We start from the raw sequence: 26,000 nt of genomic DNA, 5'->3' as shown, positions 1-26,000 counted from the left end.
TCAGAATTTCATGCCGACGCCAAATCCCACCACCCACGGATCGATCTCCAACGTGCCGATAGGTTGGCCACCGAGTGTTGCGTCGGTCTTGATCCACAGTTTCTTGACGTCCAGGTTGACGAAGAATCGTTTGCTGACTTGTACGTCGACACCCGCTTGCAACGCTGGACCGAAGCTGTGATTGCGCACGCCCACGCCTTCACCGGCGACGTTCAGGTGGTTGTCATAGAACAGCGTGTAGTTGACGCCGACGCCCGCATAAGGGCGAATCCGGCCAGCCGGATTGAAATGCCATTGCAGCGTCAGCGTGGGCGGCAAATGACTGATCTGACCGAGACTGCCAACATTCGACGTGACCTTGTGCCGCGCGGTGCCGAGGATCAATTCGACACCGATGTGATTGCGCACCATGTACGTGAAGTCAAGTTCCGGCACCGTCGAAGGATTGACGCCCACGCCCAGCGTGGACAGCGTGCCGCTGGTCTTGACGTCGGGCAGAATACTGACCGAGCGGATGCGGGCGATGATGTCGCCCTGGGCCGCGTCGGCGCGGTGTGGGGAAAAGAAGCCCAAGGTCACCAGGACCAATGGCGCCAGCATGGTGGTGAGATGCGCTTTCCAGCGCCTGGTTGCTGCGGACATGTTTGAAAACCCCCGATTGCGGCCGGTCCATCCGACCGTCGTGCTGATCATCCTGCGAGGGGGCTTTGCAAACATTGACGCGCATCAGATAAACACGCGTTTCAAACCGGACTGCGGCAATACGGCGCAAGGCGCGTGACATCAAGCAACCTCGCGACACACGGGATCAATCGATGCCGTCCGGCCCCGCAAGAGAGGGGAGATTCAGATGGCTTCCAGGCGGGGGATATCGAGCAAACGCACGCGACGACCCGTCGCGGCAATCAATGCGTCCCGCTTGAAGCGTGAAAGGGTGCGGCTGACCGTTTCAAGCTTCATGCCCAGATAGCTTCCCAACTCTTCGCGGCTCATGCGCAGTTGAAATTCACTGGCGGAATAGCCACGTTGTTTCATCCTGTGCGAAATATTTAGCAGAAATGCAGCGACGCGTTCATCGGCGCGCATATTGCCCAGCAGCATCATCTGCCCTGACTCCCGGACGATCTCGCCGCTCATCATCTTATGCACATGCCGCTGCAGCAGTCGCACTTCACGGCATAACAGTTCGAGCAGGTGGAACGGAATGATGCAGACCACGCTGTCTTCCAGCGCAATGGCATCGCATGTGTGCTCGTCCGTATAGACGCCGTCCAGCCCCAGCGCTTCGCCAGCCAGGTCAAAGCGCGTGACCTGTTCGCGACCGTCGGGGTGGGCGACAACCGTCTTGAACGAACCGAGCCGAACCGCATACAAATTGTGAAACGCCTCGCCGGAACGATACAGCGCCTCGCCTCGCCGCACGCGCCGCGAGGTGCAGATGACCGCGTCCAGTTTCGCGTAGGCATTCGCGTCGAGCCCTTCCGGCATGCAGATATTGCGCATCGCGCAATTGGAACAGCGAACACGGGACGTGGTCACCAATGTCGAGTCGGATGGATCCGCCTGCGCGGGGCGCGTCTCCGATCGGCGATGAATGCGTATCGGATGTTCGGTGGTCCCGATCGATTCGGGGGCGGCGAAGCGGTGCGCGGTTGTCATCGGCTATCTCGTCAAATGCGAAGGCGAACGCAGGGCATGCAGCCAGGCATCAAGCCTTGATGGAGTAGGCGCGTAAAGGCCCTGCATCGCAGTATCCGTCCGCGCTTGGCGCGCTGCCATCAGCAATGGACGGATTGGACGTAGGAAGATTTTCCTTCGTGTCAGGAAATCCCTACGGGCAGCGCTATAGCGGACCGTGAAGGGGCATGCGCAGTCGGGCCTGCTTCACCGCGTCGTCGAATACCATCGCGATACTGCCGGCAATCAGGCGGCCGGCATCGGTCAGCTCGACCATCGCGTCGTCGAACAGCATCAGCCCGACCTGTTCGAATGCGCGCAATGCTGCGGTTTCCTCGGCAAAACCGCGGACGAAGTCGATGCGATGCGTCGTTTCGATGGCAGCGATGTCGATGAACAGATCCGTCACCAAGGCCTGGATGATCGCGCGTCGCGCCATGTCGTTGGCACCGAGGACGGCGCCGCGCTTGACGGGTAACTGATCGTGCATCAACGCCTGACGGTAGCGCGTGGGATCGGCGCGGTTTTGATAATACGCATTGCCCACCGTCCCGATGGCATCCGGGCCAATGCCCAGCACCAGCGATACGGGGCGCAGTGACGCACCGTGCGATTTGCGCAACAGGCGTCCCTGGCGATGGGCCACGGCAAGGGGATCATCGGTGCGCGCATACAAGTCCTGGCCGATGCAGCGATAGCCCGCGGCGGCAAGGATGCGTGCCGCGCAGACCAGCAGGCTCATCACCTCAACCGTCGAGCGGTCGCTATGCGAGCGGTCAAGTACCGGACGGAAGCCGCGCCGACAGTCTTCCGCGTGTTGCAAGACGACGTAGGACGGCCCTGCATCGAGCAGCGCGGTCAGCGCTTCACGCATGGCGCCGGCGGTCTGGCCTGGCGCACCGTAGACGAAGCCCGCGCCGATCGACGCAAAATTCATTACGGCCGCTGTTTGCACCCAGCGGCGTACCCCTTCGGACGCGTTGCCATCGTCCACGATCTCGATCCGCTGGAAGCCGTCGCCACGCAACATCTGGATTGCGCCGGTCCGTCGGCATGAGGCTGGCACCGTGACACTGCAGTGAGCATGGGGCGACATCGCGAAATGGTCGCGCAACAGGGTCATCAGCCACGGTGGTGACGTGCCATCACGTTCGGCATAACCGCCGTGCGGCGCCTCGTGCCAACTGAGCCGGACTTCGTCGACCGGCACGGCGCGGCCGACACCATCGGATGCCAGGCGCGCCACATGGAGCGCCATATCGCGGCCGAGTAACGCGGGAAGTTCGCGCCAGTCGCGGCTGGACCAGCCCATGCCCGGCGCGGGCAGGCGCAGATCCATGGCGACGCGCACGGGACCGAGGGACGAGCAGGCGGCTAGCGTGGCATCCAGCGCTGCCGCGTCGAATGCTTCCACGAACCAGTCGCTGGCGGGGTAGATATCGTATCGCGGCGCGCACCGGCGGTGCCGTTGGATTACGGCGGTATCGACGTCCATGGGGAGGTATACTCGGGCTCAGGCAAACGGAAGGGGTCGTGCCCAGGACCATACCGCGCCGGTGCCCTCTGTCGATTGACCTGCATCAAGGAACATTCTGGCTCATCGTCATGTCCGATCCCGTTTCCGCCGCGAATTCGTCACGCCCCGCCGTCGCATCGTCGTCTTTCGATGTGCCGTCGGCGTGCACGCCGCATGCCGCGTTGCCGCTCCCGCCCTTTGCCAACGCGGGCGATATGCAGCGCCAATTCGAAGGCATCATCCGCTCGGCATCCGAGGCCATCATCACGATCGACGAGGCGCAAACGATCCTGATTTTCAATCCGACCGCGGAAAAGTTGTTTGGCTGTACCGCACAGGACGCGATAGGCACCTCGTTGGAGCGCTTCATTCCGCAACGGTACCGGCATGCGCATGCACAGCAGGTGCGGCAGTTCGGCGTGACGGGCATTAGCGAACGGCAAATGGGCAAGCGCAGGCCGTTGTTCGGCCTGCGTGCCGATGGCACCGAGTTTCCCATCGAGGCATCGATTTCCCAATTCGTCGAATGCGCCGGGCCGGGTAGCCAGGATGGGGACGCGAGCAGGCGCGGTGGCGAAGAACACGGCGACGGTGACGGTTCCGGCGATACCGGGCGCCGTGTGTACACGGTGCTGTTGCGCGATATCACCGCGCGTTTGCAGGCAAGGGCCGAACTACAAGCATCACGCAATGAATTGCGCCACCTGTCCGCCAGTATTCAAGCGGCGCGAGAAGATGAGCAGTCGCGTATCGCGCGCGAGCTGCATGACGATCTCGGACAACGTCTCACGGCGTTGAAAGTCGATCTGTCGTTGTTGGAGGCGGATCTGGACGAAGAAGCGTCGCGTTCCGAGACTGCGTTGCACCGATGGCGAGGTCGCACGTCGGAAATGAAGCGCCTGATCGACGATACGGTGCAGGCCGTCCGTCGAATTGCCGCCGATTTACGCCCGGTGATGCTCGATGACTTGGGGTTGGTGGCCGCCATCGACTGGCTTGCCAGTGAGTGGCGCCGGCGGCATGGCATCGTCGTGACGGTTCGTTCGGGAGCATCGGGAGAGGGCCTCGCCGTCGAAGGAAGCGAGGCCTCTGCCGACGATGCGGACGACTGGCCCATTACCGATAATGCCACCACGGCGATCTTCCGGATCGTGCAGGAATCGCTGACCAATATCGCACGACATGCCAACGCGACGCGCGCCATCGTGACGCTGCAACGGACGACCGCCGCGCCGTCCCCCGACGCACCGCTCCAGCCGTGTTATCGCATATGGGTCGCGGACAATGGCGTGGGGGTGGGCGGATCGAATACGCCGCCCCATGCGTCGTCGGCCGGGGGGCCGCATGCGCGCGGATCGTTCGGCTTGATCGGCATGCGTGAGCGCGCCACGTTGATGGGCGGCGTCTTGCGTTACGGCAGCCCTGCCGAAGTGAGGCAAAGGGTGTGGGAGATGGACGACAAAGGCGTCCATGAACCATGGCCAAAGGCGGCATGGGACACCGCGGTGATGTTCGATAATGGGTTTGTGATCTGCGTGACGGTGCCATCTGCGGCCATTGCCCGCGAGGAGACGCGATGAACGGCGGGACATTGGCCGATGGTATCGGTGCCCCGGATAACAAAGGCACATTTGATGCAATCGGCACTGATCCCGTGGTTATTCGTGTGCTGATCGCCGATGACCATGCCTTGGTCCGTGAGGGGCTGGGTCATATCCTGCGGAAAGCGCGGTGCTTCGAGATAGCGGGCGAGGCGGCGGATGCGGAAAGCACGCTGGCCATGGTCAACCAGGCCTTTGCACAGGTCTTGTTGCTGGACCTGTCGATGCCTGGCGGGAACGGACTGGATTTGATTCCAAAGATCCGCGCGATGCGGCCGGCGTTGAAGATCCTGGTATTGACGATGCATGCGGAACGCCAGTACGCGTTGCGGGCTTTTAAGGCCGGAGCGAATGGCTATCTGACGAAGGAAAGCGCATCGACGGAATTGGTCAATGCGGTATCGCGTGTTGCCGGTGGACATCCGTATGTGAGCATGGCGATGGCGGAAAACATGGCGGTGGCGCTGACGCGCGGCGCGAACGATGCTGACGGGCCGCCGCCACAGGACACGCTGTCGGACAGGGAGCTGGACGTGTATCGACGGTTTGTCGCGGGCCAGAGCATTAATGAGATTGCGGCGGCATTACACGTCAGCCCGAAAACCGTCAGCACATACAAAGCGCGCATTCTTGAAAAAATGGCGATGACGACCGATGCGGCCTTGATCCGCTATGCCGTGAAGCACGGGCTCTTCGACGATCTGGGCGATTGAGGAGACGGTGGAAAACCACGAGCATGCGGGCCTATCGGGGGCCGGATGCTTCTTGCCGGACCCATGAGCCGTCGATTCGCGCCACGCGATGCGGGATCCGCGTCTATCTTGACCCATATCAACATCGCTGTTGCACCCTCCCGCTAGACTGACAGTCATGTCCTTTGGCGAGGCGCCGTTTTGCGGCGCGTCCGATCATGTCCGTGCCGTCCGCTTCGTCCTCCGTTCGCCGCACCGCGGCCTTGCAATCACGGCGGGTCCAGCCCGCCGTGGTGCTGCCGTCGCGTGGCGCCCGCGTCTCGTCGGGACCCAATTGGCTCGCGGCCGACGTGTCCCCGGCGGACACGTCGATACCGGACGCGTCGCTGACCAGCGCCATACTCTCGCCCGACGTCGCCGCTGTCCGTGCCTACCTCTTGCAACTGCAGACCCGTATCGTCGATGCCTTGACGCAAGCCGATGGCCAGCCGTTCCGCGAGGATGCCTGGACGCGACCGGCAGGTGACGTGCTGGAGGGGGATGGCATTACCCGGGTGATCGAGGAAGGGGGTTTCTTCGAGCGGGGCGGCTGCAATTTCTCACAGGTACGTGGGGCGGCATTGCCGGAATCCGCCAGCGCCGGTCGTCGCCACCTGGCGGGCAGGCCTTTCGAGGCGCTGGGCGTTTCACTGGTGCTGCACCCACGCAATCCTTACTGCCCTACCACGCATATGAACGTGCGGATGTTCATCGTGCAGCCGGAGGCGGGGAGTAGCAAAGCACCGACTTTCTGGTTCGGTGGCGGGATGGACCTGACCCCGTTCTATGGTTTCGATGACGACATCCGGCACTTTCACCAAACCTGTGCCGACGCGTTGGCGCCGTTCGGCGCGGAGCTTTATCCGGCATTCAAGCTATGGTGTGATGCGTATTTCCATCTGCCGCATCGCAATGAGCCGCGCGGTGTGGGCGGCATCTTCTTCGACGACTTCGCTGATTTTGGTTTCGAGGGCAGCTTTGCGCTGCTGCGCGCGGTGGGCGATGCTTTCCTGAGCGCCTATCTGCCGATCATCGAGAAGCGACGCGATCGTCTCTATGGCGAGCGCGAACGCGACTTCCAGGCCTACCGGCGCGGACGGTATGTTGAATTCAACCTGCTGCAGGATCGCGGCACCATTTTCGGCCTGAAAGGCGGCGGGCGCACGGATGCAATATTGATGTCGATGCCCCCGAATCCGATTTGGCGGTACGACTGGGCGCCCGAGCCGGGCTCCGTGGAAGCGCTTTTTACCACCCGATACCTTCAGCCGCGCGATTGGTTGACAGGGGAGGGACTGTCCACGTCGTGCTGAAGATCACACCGCCTAGAGATTCCGGTCCAGCTCATACGCCGCGCTGATCAGCGCGAGATGCGGCAGACATTGCGGGAAGTTGCCCAACGGTTCACCGGCGGCCGATAGCTCCTCGGAATACAAACCGAGGTGATTCGCATAGCCGAGCGTTTTCTCAAAAATCAGTCGTCCCTCATCCACGCGTCCGGCCCGCGCCAGCGCTTCCGCATACCAGAAACTGCAGGCGAGGAAGCTACCTTCGCTGCCGTCCAGGCCATCGCCGCCGTCTGGCGGATAACGATAGACCAGCGGGTCCACGACCAGTTCGCGTCCGATCGCATCCAGTGTGCTGAGCCAGCGGGGGTCCTTTGGCGAAATGAATTTGACGAGCGGCATCATCAATGCCGCGGCATCCAGTCGGTTACCGCCTCGGGATTGGACGAACGCTTTCAGATCCGGATTCCAGAAGTGGGTGAAGATATCGTCGTAGATGTCGCCGCGGACGGCGGTCCAGCGCTCGACCGGCGCCGGCAATGAACGCTTGGCCGCCAGCCGCAGCGCACGGTCAACGGCCACCCAGCACATCAGCCGCGAATGCAGCAGGGGTTGGTTGCCGGGGCGGAACTCCCAAATGCCGGCATCCGGTTCACGCCAATGTTCGACGACATACTCGATCATCTTCGTCACATTACGCCACCCGTCGTGGGAGATGGGCGTACCGTACTTATTGTCCAGGTAAAGCGCGTCCATCAACGCGCCATAGATATCCAGCTGCAATTGGTCGGCCGCGGCGTTGCCGATAAGCGGTGGCTGCTGAGCGTGCCCATCGGCAAGCGATGCCAGTGCCACTTCCTCCGACGGACAATCGCCGGCCAGGCCATAGACCACCTTGAGACGGCCATCGAAATCCGGATGATCCACGCGCCGGTTCATCCAGCGCACAAAGGCATCCGCCTCGTCCGCGTGGCCCAGCCGGATCAGCGCATAAATGGAAAATGCCGCGTCACGAATCCAGGTGTATCGATAGTCCCATCGCCGATGGCCTTCGGTTGTCTCGGGCAGGCCGAAGGTCCCGGCAGCGATGATGGCGCCGTGGTCGCGCGAGCTTAGTAATTTCAACAGCAACGCCGAGCGCGTCACCATTTCACGGTAGCGGCCGCGGTAGGTTGCGCGATCACTCCAGGCGCGCCATCCGGCAATCGTCGCATGCAGGCACGGCACGATCGCCGCCAGTGTTTGCCGTCCGGGGGACATCATGCCCTTTTCGTCGTTCGCAGGCGACCGGCGTCCTTCGCCTTCCTCGTGTGACGATGCCTTGCCGCAGGCTGGGGCGCGCGATGGTGAGGGCATTGCCAGTGACGCATTGATATCCGCTTCCGGGCTATGAATCGCACGGGCAATGTCGCCCGTTGCACCTTGCCCGAGGCCGTCGTCGTCGGCACCAAAAACGAATGCCACGCGTGTTCCTTCGCTCAGCGCGAAGTGCGCGCAGGCGTCGCCGTTGGCGATCGACAGCGGCACCGATGCACTCAGCCGCAATGGTGGTTGCCGGATGCGGTCTTGCGCGGGGGCGCCCACGCCGTCCGATGCGGCCGCGACGTCCTGTGGTGGCGCGTCGTCGTAACACGGGATGAACAGTACGTCGCCGTGTGCGTCTTGCGTGGTCTCGTGCGGCGTGCGGGCATAATTGAAGCGGGGTGCGCAAAGCAAGTCGAATCCAATCGTGCCGCGAATGATGGATACGATCCGGATCAGCTGATTGGCCTCGGTGCATTGCGGCGCGGCGTGCCCTTCCTGCGGCACACTCGTGCCGGGGGCATGATTGCCGTCGTTGCGTCCGGTATGCAACGGCATGAAATCGACGATCTCGACAACGCCTTCTTCGGACATGAAGCGCGTCAACAGCACGTTCGTCTCCGGCAGGTACATCTGACGCACGCGCGGCCGTTGCAAGCGCGGTGCAATGGCGAAATGGCCACCGCGCTCCGCATCGAGCAGTGACGCGAACACCGTAGGGGAGTCGAATGCCGGATAACAGAGAAAATCGATATGTGCTGCCGTGCTGACCAAGGCAAGCGTGCGCATGTTGCCGACCACGCCATGGTCTCCGATGGCGGCGCTTACCGGTGTGATGTTCGCCGGACCGCGCGGCGTGTCATCCGGGGTGCCGAATGACGCATCGGATGCCGAATGGTTATCCGTGGCGCCGTCTCGCGCGGCGGGACCTTTTTGCGTGGATGCGCCTCGCGGCTGGTTTGTATCAGCCATTGTCTTCAAATCCCGGATACAAGGTCATGCCGCCATCAACGTACAGGGTCGTGCCAACGACATAATCGCTTTCGTCCGATGCCAGGAACACGGCGGCATTACCGATGTCTTCCGCCTCGCCGATGCGCTTGTACGGCACCAGACGCAGTAACTTTTCCAGCGCTTCCGGCGTTTCCCATGCCTCCTGGTTGATTGGCGTACGGATAGCGCCTGGCGATATGGCGTTGATGCGGATTTTCTTCGGTGCGAATTCCTGTGCAAGCGTGCGCATCATCATGTTGATCCCGCCTTTGGTAGCGGCATAATTCACGTGCCCTGCCCACGGGATGACGTCATGGACGGAACTCATGCAGATCACCTTGCCCAGCGCCTTCGAGTGCGGCGGGTGCCCATCGGGAAACTGTTGCTTCCGTTGCCGTGCCAGAAAGGCTCGCGCCGCGGCCTGGACGGTCAGGAACTGGCCGGTCAGGTTTGTCTCGATGACTTTGTGCCAGTCTTCCAGCGTCATATCGATCGATGGCGCGTCTTTCTGGATGCCTGAATTGGCAACGACGATATCGACGTCCCCCAACTGATCGTGGACGGTCGCGAACATGCGTGCGATATCGTCCGGCTGGCCGACATCGGCCTTTATCGAGACGGCACGGCCACCTGCACGTCGGATTTCGTCGACCAACTCATGCGCGCTGTCGGCATTGGCGTGGTAATTGACGGCGACCGCGGCACCCTCCTTGGCCAGCGCCGTTGCCACGCCAGCGCCGATGCCGGAACTGGCACCGGTCACCAGTGCCACCTGGTTGGCAAGTTTGCCGACGGGTTTGGGATCATTCATCAGTCGCTCCTGGAAAATAAGGTGGCACGGTCAGGCAAACGGCTGCCATCCGCACGGGGGACGTCCGTTTGCCGAGCGCGGTTGATGGTGCGTGTGGCCCGTCACGGCGCGCCCGCGCCATCGATGAAATGCACAGGAATGCAGCATTCGTGCCACGACGCCGCACGATGTAACGGACAGGGGCATCGCGATAGGGCTAGACTTAATGCAATTTGGGCAGTTCGCTGATGGTGTTTATCTGGCTGATGGGCAGTATGTGCGGCGACGATATGGCAAACGAGAACGGCATGAAGCACAGCGTAGGGCGTGGCAAGGCAGGTAAAAACGGTCGTGTGGATGGTCGTATTGGCGCATCCGGACGCGCTGCCGCCGACGTATTACCGCTGCTGGCCGGTTTGTCTGCCTGTTCCGGGCGGCCAACCCGCTCAGGGGCGACCCATGGCATGCGTTCGCCAATGGTGCCGGGCGGATTGCCGCGCTGGCGTTCGGCGGTGGTGATGGCGCTCTTGACCTTGGCGTTCATCGGTTTGGGCGCCCGGGCATTTTGGGTGCAAGTCATCGATCAGACTTTCTACGATGCCGAGGGTCGCAAGCGGTTCTCGCGCGAGCTGGCGATGCCGGCGGCACGTGGTGACATCGTCGACCGGCATGGCCGGTTGCTGGCGATGAGCCAACCGGTACGGACCGTGTACGCCATGCCGTCGGCATTGGCGCGGCCATTGCCGGCCGACAAGCGGAATGCGCTCGCCGCACTGCTCGACCTGTCGCCGGATCGGCTGGAGGCGATGCTGGCAGTGGACCGGCACTTCATTTATCTCAAAAGATTGGTGCCGCTGGACGTTGCCGAGAAGGTGCGGGCGTTGGGGATTCCGGAAGTGCGGACATCGGAAGCGTGGCAACGGGTATATCCGGACGGCATCGCCAGCGCGCAATTGCTCGGCTTTACCGATATCGACGGCATGGGCCAGGAAGGCATCGAGGCCGCATTCGACAAGCAACTCCAGCCGCGCCCAGGCGCGCGCGCGGTGATCCGCAACCGTTTGGGCGAGATTGTCGATAACACGATATTGCGTGAGCCGGTGATGGGCGAGCGGTTGCAACTGACGGTGGATGCCCGGTTGCAGCAGGCCAGTTATGAGGCACTGGAACAAGCGGTGCATGCGCATGGTGCGGCAGGCGGCGGCGCCGTGGTGCTCGATGCCCGCACCGGCGAGGTGTTGGCGATGACGAACTGGCCGTCTTTCGATCCCGGGAAGCCGCGCGCCCGCACGGGTGATGCGTTGCGCAATCGCGTGATCACCGATCAGTTCGAACCGGGTTCCACGGTTAAGCCGATCCACGTGGCGAATGCGCTGGAGCGCAGATGGGTGAACCCGGAGACCGTCATCAATGTATCGCCCGGTTGGGAGCGGGTGGGGCGTTTTGTCGTGCGTGATACCATGCCGCGCGATGCGCTGAGCGTGGGCGGTGTCCTGCAATATTCGAGCAATGTCGGCATGATCCGGCTGATGTCGCGTGGTACCGCGGAGCAAGTCCACGAGGGGCTCGAGGCGGCGGGATTCGGCATTCGCCCGGATTTGCCGTTTCCCGGCGCGTCCTCGGGGCGTTTGCGCGCATCGTCGGCCTGGAGCGGGACGGACAAGGCCGCTTTCTCGTACGGCTATGGTTTCTCGGTATCACTGCTGCAACTTGCGCGCGCCTTCACGATGTTCGGCCCTGAGGGCCGCATATTGCCCTTGAGCCTCACGATGGCGGAAACGATGCCGACGGCGACGCGGGATGACGCGGGTCGTGGTGCGCAGGCCGATGCCGCGCAGAGACGATTGTCGCCAAAGACGACCGCGGCGGTACGGCGGATGCTGCGAGAAGGCGTGGATGGTGATGGTTCCGCCAAGCGTGCGCGCGTGCCGCATTACGCGATTGCGGCCAAGACGGGTACCACCCGGAAGCTGGCGGGCAAGCAATACGCGAAAAACGCCTATCTGGCCACCGCGGTGGGGCTGGCACCGGAAACTGATCCGCGCTATGTGGTGGCGGTGATGATCGATGGCCCGACGGGCGCGGTGCGGGGAGGGGGTACCGTCGCCACGCCCGTGCTGTCGGAGATCATGAGCGAGGCGCTGAGGCTTGGCGCCGTCATGCCGGACAGGATGCCGCCGAGGGAGGTGACCGTGGCGCCGGCCGAGGTGGAGGGATAAAAGGTCGCCGCTGTGTGGACGATCTCCGCGTGACGCGTGGGTGTACCAGGTCGCGGCTTGCCGTTCCGGCAGGCCAGGGTTTTGCTGGCCTTTTGGTGCGACGCCAGCATCCGGCGCGGATGCGCGGCTAACGGTAGACTGACGGGTGAATGACGATCGCGCCGGAGACACGCGCTGGCGATGAGTTGGTTTGGCCGGGTTTGGCGATCGTTGCGGTACCTGTTGATACCTCGATGCCGGATAGCCCATGACGACTGCTGCAAACGACGATGTCACCTTCCCCCATTTCGCCGATGGTCAATTGCCGGTAGGTCATGGGCACGCCATCTATTGGCGTGCCCATGGCCGCCCCGATGCACCTGTGGCATTGATCGTTCATGGCGGGCCGGGTGGTGCGTTGAATCCGTCGTGGGCGCAGTTTTTCGACCCGCTGAAATGGCGCGTGGTGTTGTTTGACCAGCGCGGCTGTGGTCGGTCGACGCCATTCGGCAAGACCGAACACAACGGACTGAGCGATCTGGTCGGTGATATCGAGGCATTGCGGACCGCGCTGGGTATTGAAAGATGGGCGCTGTTTGGCGGTTCCTGGGGTACGACGCTGGCGTTGGCTTACGGCATCGCGCATCCCGAGCGGTGTACCGGCTTCCTGCTGCGCGGCATCTTCCTGGCGCGGCGTGAGGATATCGATTGGTTCCTGTGGGATGTGCGGCGCGTGTTTCCGGAGGCGCACGATCGATTCCTCGATGCGATCGAACGCGCGGACGGGCGGCGGCCTCGGAATCGCGACCAGATTCTCGAATATGCCGCGGCGCCGCTATCGCGCTTCGACGCGGCCGGCGTTGCGCTCGCCAAGGCGTGGTCCGGGTTCGAGGCCAAGCTGTCGTCGGTGGGAAGCGTGAAGCCGAAGCCAGCACCGGCCGCGCCCGTGGAGGAGGGCAGTTCGCGAGAAGCCGAGCAGCGTGCGGTGTCGATGGCATTGCTCGAGCATCATTACATGGCGCATGAACTGCCCGCGCCGGATTTTCTTTCACGCGTGCACGCGTTGCAGGATCACCCCTGCATCATCGTGCATGGCCGCTTCGATATGGTGTGCCCCGCCGATCAGGCGGTGGCCCTGCACGCCGCGTGGCCGTCTTCGCAATTACGGATGATCGATGCGTCAGGACATTGGACGTTCGAGCCGGGAATCGCCGCGGCGTTGCACGACGGGGCCGATGCGTTAGGGCGGGCGATCGGTGGGGGAAGATGACAGCACCCAGCGATCAAAATAAATATCTTTGGCGTAGCTTGCCGCATAGTGCCACTGCGAGTGGTGTATTCCAAAGAAATACAAGCCTACAGGCGCGGGATGCTTTATTTCACAACTGTACGGAATAAAGGACTACGTGCGATAACGCACGTGGACGGATCGTCTCGCGTGCAAACAGTAAGCCAAGTCGACAACGGCAAACTGCACAAATTACTCCAAAGCTTCAAACTAGAAACGGGTGTTGGCGTACTCTGTAACACGTCTTTGAATTTCAACGGGAAAGGGTTTATTAACCGGACTACGGATCTCGTTGCGTATGCTGAGGAGGTAGGCCTCGACGGGTTTGTGATCGACGGTGAAATATACGTACGAGATGCGCATCGGTTCCAGCAATTCAGATGAAAGAACCGTCACCGCTCGCCTGGCCGCGAGGATATCGTTACCTGCTCCTCGCTCGCGCCAATAGTTCCGTCATACTTCGGGTTGATTTCACGTTGATATTTTCAGCGTTAACCTACTTTTGGCACGCGGAGGCAACGACGATCGGCATTGCCTCCGCACTTTATGGTTTGCCTGGCCTGCTGCTCGGCCCGTTCTTCGGACGTCTTGCAGACAGGCATCCACCCTTGATCTTTTTGCGCTACAGCTATTTAGCCAGGAGCATCACATCGCTTTGTTTGCTGCTTGCGCCCAATGCCTGGATTTTTGTTTTCTTTGTGTTATTGAAAGGGCTAAGCAATTTGGGAGCCATGCCGGCAGAGCAGGTGCTTATTCGGATGATGCTGACTCCCGGGCAGTTTGTGGATAACGCGCGTTGGATGACGCTTATCGATCAAGGTATCAAGATCATGGCACCATTACTTGCTGCTGTCATCGCCGGTCTTCACGTTCCCCTGCTAGGATTTGCTTTCTCCGCAACGCTCGCTTTATTTGGGGTCATGCTCCTGTTGCTATTAGCGCATGTCGGCCTGTCCGCCGACGACAACACGGTAAAACGCACGCAACCTCGTGTCCTTGATCTTTGGAATTTTCTCGCGCGGCATCGCGAATTCAGAAACGCCTTTATTGCATCGCTTGTTCAAACGTTGACACTAGGTTTATACGATCCGATGCTCGCGTTATTTCTCCGGGCGCAGGGATTTGCCGCGTCGACATTTGGCGAGATCGTCAGCTGTACAGCAGCCGGGGGGATTATTGGAGCACTGTTATTTAGGCGAATCTTGGCTACCTGGAACATGACATGCGTTTCCACGGCCGGCCTGATCGGTTTTGGCGTGACGGTATTGCTACCGGGAGCAGCTGCGCTTGCTGGCGCTCCGTTAGGGAAAGAGGCGCTCTTTATCATCTGGCTGGCAAACGGCGCGTGTTTTGGTATCACCGAGATGTGACGTTCGGCGTCGTGATGCAAACCGCATCGCCGCCACAGGCGCTGGGTACGATTAGCGCGACTGCACGTAGTGCACAGCTTGCTGCATTGGTTATTGGACCTTTGATTGGATCAAGTGCAATAAGTGTCGTATCGCTGCCAACGCTTTTTGTTATTAGCGGCACATTTGCAATTGGTTCGGGCGCGCTTGTCGGATTGATGCGATAGATAAGGGAAGACGACAGTTCATGCGATCGATGATCGTTCTGTCCGGTGGTAACGCACGTTGGTCATATGCTGGGCTTTATACCGAAAAAGTGCCGTATCTAATGCCAAGCGCGCGGTTCACATTCAAGTCACGACCGCGTTCGGTTACTGGTCTGGCGGGAGGCTGCGTAATACCGTCAGCAGACTGGTCAGGTTATCGGCAATGCCACCCTGGGAGACTTTCTCGGTGGCTGCGGCCCCGGCCATGGTGTTCTCGCTATAGATTTGCATCACACCTTGATTGTCGGCCGCCTGGGCCAGCGTGTTTTGCTGTTGCTGTGCAGACACCGCATTCTGGAACAGAATACCGCTGGAGTGCGCCATCGTCTCGTAGACCGATCCCAGCGCCATGGCCGGGGCCTCACCCACGACCTTTACATTCGACTGCGTGACGGCATCGGTAATCTGGTTATTGACGGAAGTCGGAAAAGTCATCTTGTTTCTCCTATCGCGGAATGTTTAGCGCACGCGGCGCATTAACGGTTTTAAAACGCTTGCAAGGTAGCAAGCATGCTCGTGAGGTTGTCCGCGATCCTCCCTGCGATACCTTCTCCGTTCCAGCCGCGCCTGCCATCATGTCCATACTATATATCTGCATCACCCTCCTATTCGACGCTGCCTGCGTCAAGGTGTCTTGTTGTTGCTGCGCCGATACAGCGTTCTCGAAGAGGATGCCGGTCGAATGCGCCATCGTTTGATATATCGACCATGTATCGAGGCTGCCTGGTATGCCCTGGCGAAGGCATCAGGGGTTGTCGCTTTATACGGTTGAATGAATTGCGCCCCGTGAAGAATCGGGGCTTGCGTTGTCATGCTGGTGGGTTATCACGTGTCATCGCGTCTTAGCTTACGCCGACGAGCTGCAGTGGCATTGCCCCAATCGCGGTTACTAAAGGGCGTCGGCGCATCATCGGGCTGACCCTGCGCCGCTGCTTGCTCCGCTCAGAAGTCGGAGCAGGGTGGCGTGCCGAACGTAAAGCCGGTCGGCACGTATCAACGTTTCTTGGTCGACCCTCCTTATGCGAGTGCCGGGTAATCCGTATAGCCCTCAGCGCCTGACGTGTAGAACAGATCCGGCCGTGCTTCATTCTGCGGGGCACCGGCTTTCAGCCGCGCGGGCAGATCCGGATTCGCGATAAAGGGCACGCCGAACGCGACCGCATCTGCGTCACCTGCATCAATTACCTGCTGCGCCGTATCCCGGTTGAACTTTTCATTCGACACATACACACCGCCGAACGCTTTCTTCAGCGCAGGTCCGATACGTTTTTCACCCAGTGATTCGCGGGCGGCGATAAACGCGATACGACGCTTGCCCAGTTCGGTGGCCAGATACGAAAACACTGCCAGGGGATCACTATCGCCCATCGTGTGCATATCGCCGCGCGGCGACAAATGCATCCCCACACGATCCGCCCCCCAGACATCGATACAGGCGTCGGTCACTTCCAATGCCAAACGTGCGCGGTTTTCAACCGAGCCACCATAATCGTCATCCCGCTGGTTCGTGCTGTCTTGCAGGAACTGATCAAGCAGATAGCCGTTGGCGCCGTGCACTTCCACGCCGTCGAAGCCGGCCGCCTTGGCATTTTCCGCAGCGCGCCGGTAATCGGCGACGATCCCCGGCAATTCCGACGCATCCAGTGGGCGCGGCGTTTCGAACGCGGTGATTGGACGCACCAGGCTCACGTGTCCGCCCGCCGCAATCGGGCTCGGTGCTACCGGCAACGCGCCATTCAAGAAGCGGGAATGCGAAATGCGGCCGACGTGCCAGAGCTGCATCAGGATATGTCCGCCCTTCGCATGCACGGCGTCGGTCACCTGACGCCAACCGCCCACTTGGTCATTGTTCCAGATGCCAGGGGTGCCGGCATATCCGACACCCTGCGGACTGATGGAGGTCGCTTCAGTGAGGATCATCCCCGCCGACGCACGCTGCGCATAGTACTCGGCCATCAAGGCATTCGGCACGCGGCTGTCGCCTGCGCGCGAACGCGTCAATGGCGCCATGAAAACGCGGTTCGGCAGGGACAGTGCACCTACTTGAATCGGATCGAATAACGATGTCATTGCACACTCCTTTAGGGAAAACTTAAAAGACATACGGTGCCAATAGACACCGCGTCACATGCCACAAGGGAATACTTTTCAAGCAAGCAAGCAAGGCATACGCCACGCCTATTGCCGCATTTCAATCTAATTCACGCGCCTGTTGCTACGGCGAGGCCCGTGGATCGTGCAATCCGCAGTGACTGCAATGTCGCCAGCAATGCGCAAATGGCGAGCCCCGCGGCTGCAATAGGTACATAGTGCAATTCATGTGTTCGCGCGATGACGGTCCCACCAACCCACGCCCCTAACGCATTCCCGATATTGAACGCGCCGATGTTCAGCGTGGCGATCAGGTTGGGCGCATCCTTGCCGAATGTCATCACATTGATCTGCAGCGCCGGCACCGCGCCGAACGTGACAATGCCCCATAGGGCCAGCGTGATGATCGCCCCCACCATCCCGACACTGGTCCAGAAGAACGCGACGCTGGTCAACACCATGCCAATGAAGGCCAGGATCAACGTGCGTCCCAGTGACGCATCCGCCATGCGGCCGCCGATGTAGTTTCCAACCGTCAGGCCGATACCGATCACGAACAAGGTCCATGTCACCGTCCGCGGTGATACATGCGTGATCTGCTCCAACATCGGCGCGATATACGTGAACAGCGCGAACATCGCGGCCGAAAACAGCGTGGTGGTCAGCAATGCGCAATGCACGCCAATGCTCTTGAGCCCACCTATCTCGGAAAGCAGATCGATACGAGGTTCGTTCTTGTTGACCGGCAACACGCGCCACAAACCAAGGAGTGACATCACGCCGATGACGGCAACGGCCCAAAATGGCGAACGCCATCCGGCTGCTTGACCCAGTCCGGTACCAAGCGGCACGCCCAGCACGTTGGCCAGGGTCAGCCCGGTGAACATCAACGATACTGCTTGTGCGCGACGGTTGGGTGCCACCAGGTTCGCTGCGGCCACGGAGCCAATGCCAAAGAACGCGCCATGGCAGAGCGACGTGATCACGCGCGCGATCATGAGGAAACCATAGTCGGGGGCGACCGCGCACAGAACATTGCCTATGATGAAGATGCCCATCAGCATCAGCAACGCGCGCTTCCGAGCTAGCCGGGCGGTAAGCAGCGCCATGATCGGCGCGCCGATGGCAACGCCCAGCGCATATCCGCTGATGAGCCATCCGGCGCTGGGAATCGAGATATCGAGGCTGCGCGAGACGTCAGGCAGCAAGCCCATGATGACGAATTCCGTGGTGCCGATCGCAAAGGCGCTAAGGGCAAGGACAAATAAGGCAATTGGCATGATAAGGAACACTAAAAAGTGAAACAGACTAACCACGCGATGTTGCGATTGTGACAGCCAGCTCAGATCAAATCGTCGAGCCGCTGTTTGAAGGCGGCTATCGCATCATCATCGCGGCGGAAGAAATGCCATTGCCCGAAGCGGGTTGACGTAATCAGGCCGGCGCGAACGAGCGTGGCCAGATGCACGGAGACGGTGGACTGCGAGATCCCGGCACGCGCGTCGATTTGGCCTGCGCAGACCCCGAGTTCACGCGCATGCGTCTGCGCTGGAAACTCCTGGCCCGGGTCTTTGAGCCACGCAAGAATCTGGCGTCGCAACGGATGACTCAACGCCTTCAGCACCACTTCGAGATCGGGATCGTTTGCGTCCGCGTGCTGTCGTGCAACCGAGTTGCCATTGCCCGATGCCTTCGCGGCGCTACCGTTGTCTTTTCTTGTCATGCCTTTCGTTATTACCGTGGAACGCGCCATTTTGGTGTCATGTAATCGCTTTGAAAGATATCGCCATGGTTCGGCACCGCGCTGTAGCCCGCGGATGCCACCGCCCGATGCAAAAAGAATGACGGACCTACAACTTTTTCCATTGCACTCGTGGGGACGCAGGCGGCCGAAGCGCAACGCGATGCGACGTATATCGTTAAGTCACGAAGTTCATATCGTGATTCTACGATATAAGTGAAAACACCATCGGCGTCAGGGGATTCTCTCGCTATCCGATGTCGGTGAAGTGTAAGAAAACCTTCGCCATACCTGCCGAAGCCTTTCACTCAAGGGCACGATTCTTGAATAAACGTCGCACAACTGTCAGCCAATGTGCATTGTTAGAAAGGATTGCGTCAGCAATTCGTCATGAGGGGGCCTTTTATTGTCGATACCCTTTCCGCGCATTTCCCCACAAGACGCTCTCCAGACATCGGGAATCCGAGGAAAACATGCCACGCATTAAAACGACTGCCATTGCGGCAGGACTCTCTATCGCCATGGCGGCGGGCATTCTGGCCGCCTGTGGTGGTTCGAATGGGCATCCTGCGACCGTGAGTCTCAGCGCGCAAGACGCGCTGGCGACAAAGACGCCGATCAAGCACGTTGTGGTGATCTTTGGCGAAAACATCTCATACGATCACTATTTCGGTACGTATCCGAATGCGTCGAATCCAGAAGGCGAGCCGGTGTTCACGGCGTTGACGGGCACGCCTGCGGCGAACAACTACACGGCGAATGCGTCGCTGTTGACCGCTAACCCGAACTACACGAACACGGCCAACGGTACCGGCGCGTCAAACCCGTTCCGCCTGGATCGGTCGCAGGCCTACACGGCGTCGATGAATCATAACTACGGTCCGGAACAGCAGGCATTCGACAATCTGGCAATGGACCTGTTCCCGAAGTACACGGGCAGGGCCGGCGCGATCGGGTCCGCCACTTATGCCACCACCGGCCTGGTGATGGGTTACTTCGATGGCAACACGGTCACCGGGCTGTGGAACTACGCGCAGCATTTCGCGATGAACGACAACTCGTTCAACACCCAGTTCGGCCCGTCGACCCCTGGTGCGCTGAACCTGATTTCGGGTCAGACGAACGGCGCGACGGCTGCTTTGTCGTCCTCCACCACGCCTGCGGCGGCGTCTGTGACGTCCGGCTACACGGTGGCGGATGGACAAGCCGGTTATACGGTTATCGGTGATCCGGACCCAACCGGGGATGCCTGCTCGTCGACGACGAACGCGACCGTGTCAATGAGCGGCAAGAACATCGGCGATGTTTTGAATGCATCCAACATCACCTGGGGCTGGTTCGAGGGCGGCTTCGACCGCACGAAGACGAATCCGAACGGCACGACCGGGTGCCAGCGCTCGTCGTACTCGTCGGTGGTGGGAGGCTACAAGAGCGATTACGTGCCTCACCACGAGCCGTTCCAATACTACGCCTCCACCGCGAACCCGACGCACGCACGGCCGACGTCGACCGCGATGATCGGTTATACCGATGCCGCGAATCACCAATACGACACCGATGACTTCTTCACGGCCGTGGCGGCGGGCAACTTCCCGTCGGTCAGTTTCCTGAAAGCCCCCGCGATCCAGGATGCCCACGCCGGCAACTCGGACCCGCTGGATGAGCAGGTATTCGTGACCACGGTCATCAACTTCCTGCAAAAGCAAACGGACTGGAGCAGCACGGCGGTGATCCTGGCCTACGACGACTCGGACGGTTGGTACGACCACGCGTATCAAATCGTGAACCCGTCGTTCTCGACGCTGGATTCGCTGAACGGCACGTCAACCTGCGGGTCGGGCTCGCCACTGAACGGGGTCAATGGTTCGCCTGTCAATGGCCGTTGCGGCTATGGCCCGCGCCTGCCGCTACTGGTGGTTTCGCCGTATGCGAAGTCCAACTACATCGACCACACGCTGACCGACCAGACGTCCGTGCTGCGCTTTATCGAGGACAACTGGCTTTCGGGTCAACGTATTGGTCAAGGCTCTTTCGATGCGAAAGCCGGCACGATCGAGAACATGTTCGATTTCTCGAACAACGGCGCCACGCAGAAGTTGTTCCTGGATACCGGTACGGGCCTGCAAGTTTCGAGCTGACAACAATGATGATTCTTGCTCGGCGGCGCATCGCCGTCACCCTGGGCGCCATGCAATCGCTACTTGTGAGCGTCCTGCTGGCGGCCTGTGGGCAACAACATGATGGCGGCAACGCGGCGCCGCAATCGGCTGTTCGTGCCGCGGCACCCTCGTCGGTCTCGTCCGACGTGACATCGAACACGCAGGCCGCCGCGCCCTCCGCATCCAAGCCGTCGACCGGCGATTCGGCCGCGCCGTCCGTGGCGCCGGATGCGGTACTGCGCGCTGCGGCGCCTGCCAAGGGCGCAAGCGTGCCATACGACGCGGCGCCTTGGCGGGATCACCCGGTCCCGCTCAGCGCCATGGCGCAGTTGGGCAAGCAGTTGTTCTTTGAGAAGTCGCTGTCCGGGTCGGGCAAGATGGCCTGTGCCTCTTGCCATGATCCGTCGCATGCCTATGGACCGCCGAATGGCCTTGCCGTCCAGCTGGGTGGTCTCGATATGCAAAAGCAGGGTGCCCGCGCGGTGCCCTCCTTGAAGTATCTCGAACACAATCCGGATTTCACGATCGGACCGAACAGTTCCGTGCCTGATACCGATGTCGCCACGGCTGCACCGGCCGCGCCGGTGAGCGACGTCAAGGTGGCGTCGGTGGCGAAGGGGGGGAACCCGACTGGCGCTGCGGCGGCGGCACAGCAGGCGGCAGCGAACAATGTGCCGCAGGGGGGCTTCGACTGGGACGGTCGCATCGATACGTTCCAGGATCAAGCCACCGGTCCCCTGCTCGATCCCCATGAGATGGCAAACAAGAATGCCTCGGAAGTGGTCAGCAAGCTGCGTGACTTGCCGTATGCGGCCAAGTTCAAGCAATTATTCGGCGACCGTATCTTCGATGATGAACATCTTGCCATCAGCGAAGCATTGTTTGCATTGACGCGATATCAATTGGAAGACCCGAGTTTCCATCCATACGACAGCAAGTACGACTACTACCTGGCCGGCAAGGCCACGTTATCCGAGCAGGAGATGCGCGGGCTGAAGCTATTTGAAGATCCGAACAAGGGAAATTGCTCGTCATGCCATATCGACAAGCCATCGGTGGACGGTAAGTTCCCGCCGGTTTTCACGGATTTTCAGTTCGAGGCATTCGGTGCGCCGCGTAACATGGAAATCGCGGCTAACCGGAATCCGCATTACTACGACCTTGGTTTGTGCGGTCCGGTTCGCAAGGACTATACGCATGTGGATGCCTACTGTGGTCTCTTCAAGACGCCGACGTTGCGCAATGTGTTATCCAGGAAGGTCTTTTTCCACAACGGCGTGTTCCATTCCATTGACGATGTAATGCACTTCTATGTACAGCGCGAGACCGATCCCGCGCGCTGGTATCCAAAGGGCAAGAATGGCAAGTTGGACGTGTATAACGACTTGCCCGCCAGATACAAGAAGAATGTCGATGTGGCCGACGCGCCGTTCGATCGCAAGCACGGCGATGCGCCGGCGCTGAATGACGGCGAGATCAAGGATGTGATCGCCTTCCTCGGGACGCTGAACGATGGCTATCAACCGGAGCAGGCCGCGAAGTAACGGAGCGGGCAGCGCTTGATGCCGGGGCGATCGGTGCCGGTACCTTCGCATGAATGAAAACGGGCCGAACGGATGCTGCTTTCGGCCCGTTTTGCCTGCGTGGCAGGTTCGGTGTTGTCGACGATTCAGTCGCGCAACAATCTGACGCGCACGGTCTTGCCTTTGATCGTGCCGGCATTCAGCCGCTTTGCGGCCTCCTTGGCGATGTCCCGGCCTACGGCGACATAGGTCGAGAACTCGGTGACGTTGATCTTGCCGATCTGGTCGCCGGCGAAACCCGCGTCCTTCGTCAATGCGCCCAGCACGTCACCGGGCCTGATCTTTTCCTTGCGTCCGCCCAGAATCTGCAGCGTCGCCATCGGCGGCAGGAGGCGGGTCGAATTATCGGCGGGCAGCTGGTCCAGCGTTTCCCATTTCGCATCCTGACCGCTTTGCCGCTCGATCGCGGCCACGCGCGCGATCTCCTCACCGGCGGCCAACGTCACGGCAGTTCCTTGCTGGTCCGCGCGTCCGGTCCGGCCAATGCGGTGGACGTGTATTTCCGGGTCCGGCGTCACGTCGACATTGATCACCAATTCCAGATCCGCGACATCCAGTCCGCGCGCGGCGACGTCGGTTGCCACTAGCACCGTGCAACTCCGATTCGAGAACTGGATCAATACCTGATCCCGATCCCGCTGCTCCAGGTCGCCGTGCAACGCCATCGCTTCCAGGCCTGTGCCGCGGAGATACTCGACCACCTCGGTACAGCGCCGCTTGGTGTTGCAAAAGGCAATCGCACTGACCGGACGGAAATGCATCAGCACTTGCGCGATGGCGGGAAGACGCGAGTCGGCATCGATCTCGATATAGCGCTGGCGGATCTTCGTTGGTGCATGCGGGGCATCGATCTTGATTTCACGCGGATCGCGCAGAAACTGGCGGCTCAGCTTGCCGATGCCTTCAGGATAGGTCGCGGAAAACAGCAGTGTCTGGCGTTTCGCCGGACACTGCTGTGCAATGCCGGCGATGTCGTCGTAGAAGCCCATGTCGAGCATCCGGTCGGCTTCATCCAGTACCAGCGTGCGCAACGAATCCACTCTGAGCGAGCCGCGTGCCAGATGATCGATGATCCGGCCCGGCGTTCCCACGACGATGTGCGCGCCGTGTTCGAGGCTGGCCATCTGCGGCCGCATCGTCACGCCGCCACACAGCGTCAGCACCTTGATATTTTCTTCCGCTCGCGCCAGACGCCGGATTTCCTGAGCGACTTGATCGGCGAGTTCCCGCGTGGGACAGAGCACCAGCGCCTGTGGATCGCTCATGTAGCGGGTCTCCAGGTGCGCGAGCAGGGCAAGCGCAAAGGCGGCGGTCTTGCCGCTGCCGGTCTGCGCCTGCGCGATCAGGTCATGCCCGGCCAGTGTCAGCGGCAAGCTTTGCGCCTGAATGGGCGTCATGGCGTGATAACCCATTCGCGCCAGATTTTCGCGCATCGAGGCGGAGAGTGGCAGCGTATCGAAACGCAGGGCCGCCGGAACAGCGGCCAGGGTGTCGACGGGCGTGGCCGAAAGGTCGGTGGTGACGGGCGGGACGGGGGCGGTCATGATGGTCGATTCTCGGACGGGCGGCGAGGCGCCGCGACGGCTGCGGCAAAGGGCGGCGGTGGCCACGATGGCAGCACACGCCGCGCTGTCCGCACACCTCAAGGCCGCAAGGGTAGCAGATTCCCCGAACCGCCCGCTATTTCCCGATGGATGCCAATTGCCGCAAGCGTCGCGCCAATGCCTTCGATACCACGGCGGCGTTCGTGCCGCCGGCCCGTGACGCCGCTTCGCTCTCGCGCAGAAATACAACGATTTCACGAGCAACGATCTCGCGTTCGTTGTCGACGGTGACCATATGGTAGGAATCGTCGAGAAAAATCATTCGCTGAAATGCCGAGCGTATCGAGGCCGTCACCATTTGCGCATTCTTCGGGCTGGCCGTCTCGTCGTCGATCGCGTGCACGACCAGGCAATCGCGCTCGATCGTCGGCAGCACACGCTTTACATGTCGCGCCAGTTGGTTCGCCGTATGCAACGCCGGCATCGAAATCGTGGCGGGCCCCACCTCGCTGAGCTGCCCGCTTTCCATCGCTCGCGCGACTTTCGTCCGCAGCGCCTCGTTCTTCAACCCGAACGGTTCACTCTCACGATAGCGCCAAAGATGACGCAACGGCGTGTGATAGGCCCAATCGAGGAGGAAGCGATACCAGGGAATGGCCCAGCCGTCGTAGTGAATCGTCGTGGACAGCAAGGCAAGTGCCTGCGCCTGGGGACGCGCATGCAACAATGCAAGTGACAACGTGGCGCCCATCGAGAGCCCGCAGACGGATACGCGCTCGCAGCGGGCAGCCAGCGCATCGTAGGCTTGCGTGGCGGCATCGATCCACCGCTGCAGCGTAGGGGCATCCGGGTCCAGGCTGTAGCCGTCGAGGACGGGCACGTCAACGGTGAAGCCTTCCCGATGCAATGCACGGGCAAGAAAGCGCATTTCCAGCGGCGAGCTCGACAGCCCGTGCAACAGCAACACGCCGTGACCGTCGCCGGTATATTGGATGGGCGCAATGGTGTGCTTGGCCGCACGAATGGAAGCACCGGTCATGACTCAGCCCTCCAGGCGCAAGATCAGAAATTGCCCGTTCGGGGTGGTATACCGCTCGCAAATCGCATCGACAAGGTCGGCTGGCGCGGCGGTGCCATCAGGGGCTAGGTCCTCCTGCGTCGCCGCGCGGCGTAGTCGCACTTTCTGCGCGCCGAGCGTCGGCAGGTTGCCCAGTCGGGCGATGTCGTCAGGATGCACGTCGTCAAAGCGCGCGCATGGCTGCATGGCCGCCGCTGCGCCGGGCATCTGATCCGGTGTCGTGACCTGAATGAACACGAGCTTGTCGTTTTTCTCGGTAAGCATTCGTAGCAGCCGATGCGTTTCGCCGGCATCGCGCCGCGCCAGCAGACGGTCATTGTCCGCACGCAGCAGCATCTCGTAACGACAGCGCGCCACCGCGGCAACCATCTCGGAATGATATTGGCCGCGCCGTAGCCGCTCGATCAGCCCGATGATCACCGTCCCCAGCAATGGATAGCTGATGCCGAGGATGATGTCGTTTCTGTCGATTTGCTGAATTTGGCCGTACGGCGGCACGAACATGACGTCCGTAATGACGAAGCCGGTGGTCATTACCGCGATGGCGGGCCAAAGACCGAAGTAATACTCGATGATCGCAGCGGCGATATAGAACGCGAAATCCGGGCGCGCCGGACCAAGCAGTGGTTGCAGCGACAGCCGGACGCCGGTCGCCACGATAACGGCGATGGCGGCGAAAAACCAGCCGCGCTTGCCACCGGGCGCCCAGCGCCGGGCATTTTTGATCGAAGACGTGGTCATGCGCAATGTCACGGGAAGTACAGGAGCCTCGGCACAAGCACAAGTGGCGCTTGAAAGACAATGAAA

22 protein-coding genes and 1 pseudogene are annotated in these 26,000 nt (G+C 61.0%); 10 read left to right on the top strand and 13 right to left on the bottom strand.

The genetic code is table 11. The features are described from left to right. A complete protein-coding gene (locus WM40_RS05920; protein WP_082102453.1) occupies positions 1-642 on the bottom strand; it encodes an OmpW/AlkL family protein in 642 nt (213 codons plus the stop codon). On the opposite strand from WM40_RS05920, the gene WM40_RS29965 reads away from it, so the two are divergent. Beyond that, positions 641-781: a hypothetical protein gene (locus WM40_RS29965; protein ID WP_157685731.1), complete on the top strand. Its 141-nt coding sequence runs from the start codon at positions 641-643 to the stop codon at positions 779-781. The two genes, WM40_RS05920 and WM40_RS29965, sit on opposite strands and share 2 nt — an antisense overlap. Positions 782-846: 65 nt before the next feature. Here WM40_RS29965 and WM40_RS05915 read toward each other — a convergent pair whose 3' ends face one another. Further along, positions 847-1,659 (bottom strand): helix-turn-helix domain-containing protein, encoded by an 813-nt coding sequence (locus WM40_RS05915; RefSeq protein WP_024904985.1) that lies wholly within the window; start codon positions 1,657-1,659, stop codon positions 847-849. A gap of 184 nt (positions 1,660-1,843) precedes the next feature. Continuing rightward, on the bottom strand, positions 1,844-3,172 hold the full coding sequence (locus tag WM40_RS05910; RefSeq protein WP_024904986.1) for an oxygen-independent coproporphyrinogen III oxidase: 1,329 nt from the start codon (positions 3,170-3,172) through the stop codon (positions 1,844-1,846). A 254-nt stretch (positions 3,173-3,426) separates the two neighbouring features. On the opposite strand from WM40_RS05910, the pseudogene WM40_RS31210 reads away from it, so the two are divergent. From WM40_RS31210 to hemF, 3 genes and pseudogenes are all read left to right on the top strand, one after another. After that, positions 3,427-4,602, top strand: a pseudogene (locus WM40_RS31210) (PAS domain-containing sensor histidine kinase); the annotation flags it as partial. Positions 4,603-4,769: 167 nt separating this feature from the next. Next, positions 4,770-5,507 carry a response regulator gene (locus tag WM40_RS05900; protein WP_024904988.1) on the top strand — a complete coding sequence of 246 codons (738 nt, stop codon included), beginning with the start codon at positions 4,770-4,772 and terminating at the stop codon, positions 5,505-5,507. 197 nt (positions 5,508-5,704) lie between these two features. Then, complete coding sequence (gene hemF / locus WM40_RS05895; protein WP_096335617.1) at positions 5,705-6,838, top strand: oxygen-dependent coproporphyrinogen oxidase; 1,134 nt, start codon at positions 5,705-5,707, stop codon at positions 6,836-6,838. Between the two features lie 12 nt (positions 6,839-6,850). Here hemF and WM40_RS28625 read toward each other — a convergent pair whose 3' ends face one another. Further along, positions 6,851-9,085, bottom strand: a complete 2,235-nt coding sequence (locus tag WM40_RS28625) for a glycoside hydrolase family 15 protein (protein ID WP_024904990.1) — start codon at positions 9,083-9,085, stop codon at positions 6,851-6,853. Further along, positions 9,078-9,917, bottom strand: a complete 840-nt coding sequence (locus WM40_RS05885; protein ID WP_024904991.1) for an SDR family oxidoreductase — start codon at positions 9,915-9,917, stop codon at positions 9,078-9,080. The genes WM40_RS28625 and WM40_RS05885 overlap by 8 nt, the downstream gene beginning before the upstream one ends. Positions 9,918-10,144: 227 nt before the next feature. On the opposite strand from WM40_RS05885, the gene WM40_RS05880 reads away from it, so the two are divergent. The 4 genes from WM40_RS05880 to WM40_RS05865 all read left to right on the top strand — a co-directional run bounded on the left by WM40_RS05880 (position 10,145) and on the right by WM40_RS05865 (position 14,752). After that, positions 10,145-12,115, top strand: coding sequence for a peptidoglycan D,D-transpeptidase FtsI family protein (locus tag WM40_RS05880; RefSeq protein ID WP_024904992.1), 1,971 nt, complete (start codon positions 10,145-10,147; stop codon positions 12,113-12,115). Positions 12,116-12,362: 247 nt separating this feature from the next. Further along, positions 12,363-13,364 (top strand): prolyl aminopeptidase, encoded by a 1,002-nt coding sequence (gene pip, locus WM40_RS05875; protein WP_046152409.1) that lies wholly within the window; start codon positions 12,363-12,365, stop codon positions 13,362-13,364. A gap of 99 nt (positions 13,365-13,463) precedes the next feature. Beyond that, complete coding sequence (locus tag WM40_RS05870; RefSeq protein ID WP_024904994.1) at positions 13,464-13,766, top strand: carbamoyltransferase C-terminal domain-containing protein; 303 nt, start codon at positions 13,464-13,466, stop codon at positions 13,764-13,766. Continuing rightward, entirely contained in the window at positions 13,763-14,752 is a 990-nt protein-coding gene (locus WM40_RS05865; protein WP_096335618.1) for an MFS transporter, read from the top strand. The genes WM40_RS05870 and WM40_RS05865 overlap by 4 nt, the downstream gene beginning before the upstream one ends. A 350-nt stretch (positions 14,753-15,102) precedes the next feature. Here the strand turns inward: WM40_RS05865 and WM40_RS05860 are convergent, their stop codons facing one another. The 5 genes from WM40_RS05860 to WM40_RS05845 all read right to left on the bottom strand — a co-directional run bounded on the left by WM40_RS05860 (position 15,103) and on the right by WM40_RS05845 (position 18,811). Then, positions 15,103-15,432 (bottom strand): RebB family R body protein, encoded by a 330-nt coding sequence (locus WM40_RS05860; RefSeq protein ID WP_024904995.1) that lies wholly within the window; start codon positions 15,430-15,432, stop codon positions 15,103-15,105. Between the two features lie 10 nt (positions 15,433-15,442). Continuing rightward, complete coding sequence (locus WM40_RS28620) at positions 15,443-15,688, bottom strand: RebB family R body protein (RefSeq protein WP_236693407.1); 246 nt, start codon at positions 15,686-15,688, stop codon at positions 15,443-15,445. Between the two features lie 326 nt (positions 15,689-16,014). After that, positions 16,015-17,067, bottom strand: a complete 1,053-nt coding sequence (locus tag WM40_RS05855; RefSeq protein ID WP_046152408.1) for an alkene reductase — start codon at positions 17,065-17,067, stop codon at positions 16,015-16,017. 131 nt (positions 17,068-17,198) lie between these two features. Next, complete coding sequence (locus WM40_RS05850) at positions 17,199-18,368, bottom strand: MFS transporter (protein WP_024904997.1); 1,170 nt, start codon at positions 18,366-18,368, stop codon at positions 17,199-17,201. 62 nt (positions 18,369-18,430) lie between these two features. Next, positions 18,431-18,811 carry an ArsR/SmtB family transcription factor gene (locus WM40_RS05845; protein ID WP_024904998.1) on the bottom strand — a complete coding sequence of 127 codons (381 nt, stop codon included), beginning with the start codon at positions 18,809-18,811 and terminating at the stop codon, positions 18,431-18,433. Positions 18,812-19,302: 491 nt separating this feature from the next. Between WM40_RS05845 and WM40_RS05840 the strand changes: the two genes are divergently transcribed. After that, entirely contained in the window at positions 19,303-20,967 is a 1,665-nt protein-coding gene (locus WM40_RS05840) for a phospholipase C (RefSeq protein WP_082102451.1), read from the top strand. Between the two features lie 5 nt (positions 20,968-20,972). Further along, on the top strand, positions 20,973-22,532 hold the full coding sequence (locus tag WM40_RS05835) for a cytochrome-c peroxidase (RefSeq protein WP_236693406.1): 1,560 nt from the start codon (positions 20,973-20,975) through the stop codon (positions 22,530-22,532). 125 nt (positions 22,533-22,657) lie between these two features. Here the strand turns inward: WM40_RS05835 and dbpA are convergent, their stop codons facing one another. The 3 genes from dbpA to WM40_RS05820 form a co-directional block, all read right to left on the bottom strand. After that, positions 22,658-24,058 carry an ATP-dependent RNA helicase DbpA gene (gene dbpA / locus WM40_RS05830; protein WP_036012142.1) on the bottom strand — a complete coding sequence of 467 codons (1,401 nt, stop codon included), beginning with the start codon at positions 24,056-24,058 and terminating at the stop codon, positions 22,658-22,660. A gap of 193 nt (positions 24,059-24,251) precedes the next feature. Further along, complete coding sequence (locus WM40_RS05825) at positions 24,252-25,154, bottom strand: alpha/beta hydrolase (RefSeq protein WP_036012132.1); 903 nt, start codon at positions 25,152-25,154, stop codon at positions 24,252-24,254. A 3-nt stretch (positions 25,155-25,157) separates the two neighbouring features. Further along, entirely contained in the window at positions 25,158-25,934 is a 777-nt protein-coding gene (locus WM40_RS05820; RefSeq protein ID WP_036012135.1) for a DUF4118 domain-containing protein, read from the bottom strand. Positions 25,935-26,000 lie beyond the last annotated feature (66 nt).

Source organism: Robbsia andropogonis (genome assembly GCF_000970345.1).
Lineage (GTDB): Bacteria > Pseudomonadota > Gammaproteobacteria > Burkholderiales > Burkholderiaceae > Robbsia > Robbsia andropogonis.
This window is presented reverse-complemented; position numbering and strand designations above follow the sequence as displayed.

Excerpts from the sequence above, each read along its gene's own strand:
- WM40_RS29965 (WP_157685731.1), top strand. The coding sequence starts at position 641 with ATGTTTGAAAACCCCCGATTGCGGCCGGTCCATCCGACCGTCGTGCTG.
- WM40_RS05920 (WP_082102453.1), bottom strand. The coding sequence starts at position 642 with ATGTCCGCAGCAACCAGGCGCTGGAAAGCGCATCTCACCACCATGCTG.
- WM40_RS05915 (WP_024904985.1), bottom strand. The coding sequence starts at position 1,659 with ATGACAACCGCGCACCGCTTCGCCGCCCCCGAATCGATCGGGACCACC.
- WM40_RS05910 (WP_024904986.1), bottom strand. The coding sequence starts at position 3,172 with ATGGACGTCGATACCGCCGTAATCCAACGGCACCGCCGGTGCGCGCCG.
- WM40_RS05900 (WP_024904988.1), top strand. The coding sequence starts at position 4,770 with ATGAACGGCGGGACATTGGCCGATGGTATCGGTGCCCCGGATAACAAA.
- hemF (WP_096335617.1), top strand. The coding sequence starts at position 5,705 with ATGTCCGTGCCGTCCGCTTCGTCCTCCGTTCGCCGCACCGCGGCCTTG.
- WM40_RS28625 (WP_024904990.1), bottom strand. The coding sequence starts at position 9,085 with ATGGCTGATACAAACCAGCCGCGAGGCGCATCCACGCAAAAAGGTCCC.
- WM40_RS05885 (WP_024904991.1), bottom strand. The coding sequence starts at position 9,917 with ATGAATGATCCCAAACCCGTCGGCAAACTTGCCAACCAGGTGGCACTG.
- WM40_RS05880 (WP_024904992.1), top strand. The coding sequence starts at position 10,145 with ATGGTGTTTATCTGGCTGATGGGCAGTATGTGCGGCGACGATATGGCA.
- pip (WP_046152409.1), top strand. The coding sequence starts at position 12,363 with ATGACGACTGCTGCAAACGACGATGTCACCTTCCCCCATTTCGCCGAT.
- WM40_RS05870 (WP_024904994.1), top strand. The coding sequence starts at position 13,464 with ATGCTTTATTTCACAACTGTACGGAATAAAGGACTACGTGCGATAACG.
- WM40_RS05865 (WP_096335618.1), top strand. The coding sequence starts at position 13,763 with ATGAAAGAACCGTCACCGCTCGCCTGGCCGCGAGGATATCGTTACCTG.
- WM40_RS05860 (WP_024904995.1), bottom strand. The coding sequence starts at position 15,432 with ATGACTTTTCCGACTTCCGTCAATAACCAGATTACCGATGCCGTCACG.
- WM40_RS28620 (WP_236693407.1), bottom strand. The coding sequence starts at position 15,688 with ATGGCGCATTCGACCGGCATCCTCTTCGAGAACGCTGTATCGGCGCAG.
- WM40_RS05855 (WP_046152408.1), bottom strand. The coding sequence starts at position 17,067 with ATGACATCGTTATTCGATCCGATTCAAGTAGGTGCACTGTCCCTGCCG.
- WM40_RS05850 (WP_024904997.1), bottom strand. The coding sequence starts at position 18,368 with ATGCCAATTGCCTTATTTGTCCTTGCCCTTAGCGCCTTTGCGATCGGC.
- WM40_RS05845 (WP_024904998.1), bottom strand. The coding sequence starts at position 18,811 with ATGACAAGAAAAGACAACGGTAGCGCCGCGAAGGCATCGGGCAATGGC.
- WM40_RS05840 (WP_082102451.1), top strand. The coding sequence starts at position 19,303 with ATGCCACGCATTAAAACGACTGCCATTGCGGCAGGACTCTCTATCGCC.
- WM40_RS05835 (WP_236693406.1), top strand. The coding sequence starts at position 20,973 with ATGATGATTCTTGCTCGGCGGCGCATCGCCGTCACCCTGGGCGCCATG.
- WM40_RS05825 (WP_036012132.1), bottom strand. The coding sequence starts at position 25,154 with ATGACCGGTGCTTCCATTCGTGCGGCCAAGCACACCATTGCGCCCATC.
- WM40_RS05820 (WP_036012135.1), bottom strand. The coding sequence starts at position 25,934 with ATGACCACGTCTTCGATCAAAAATGCCCGGCGCTGGGCGCCCGGTGGC.